This window comes from Novosphingobium sp. B-7, assembly GCF_000410615.1.
Lineage (GTDB): Bacteria > Pseudomonadota > Alphaproteobacteria > Sphingomonadales > Sphingomonadaceae > Novosphingobium > Novosphingobium capsulatum.
Map to the genome: position 1 here is coordinate 1 of NZ_KE148460.1, position 318 is coordinate 318.

Sequence of the window (318 nt, forward strand, 5' to 3'; positions counted from 1 at the left end):
GCAACACCGCGCCAGCCATCGCCGCAATCTCTCGCCCGCCCAGCCGGCGCAGGGTTTCGAACGGGGTGTGCGGCGCATCGGCATGGAAGGCCAGCGCCTGGGAGATCACCGCAACCTTGCGCGCCACGCCGGCGGCATCGAGCCCGGTGCCCGGCCCGGCCCACTCAGCCGCATTGCCACCCAGGCTGCGCGCGCAGAGCGCGGCAGCGGCCGTGGTATTGCCGATGCCCATTTCACCCAGCGTCAGGATATCGAGATCGGGCGTGACCACATCGGCCCCGGCGTTGAGCGCCGCCAGGCATTCGGCCTCGGTCATCG

1 protein-coding gene is annotated in these 318 nt (G+C 71.4%); it reads right to left on the reverse strand.

What is annotated here, in order from left to right:
* Window positions 1-318 (reverse strand): nicotinate-nucleotide--dimethylbenzimidazole phosphoribosyltransferase (locus H926_RS35045; RefSeq protein WP_043610665.1); only part of this gene is annotated, 318 nt, incomplete at both ends.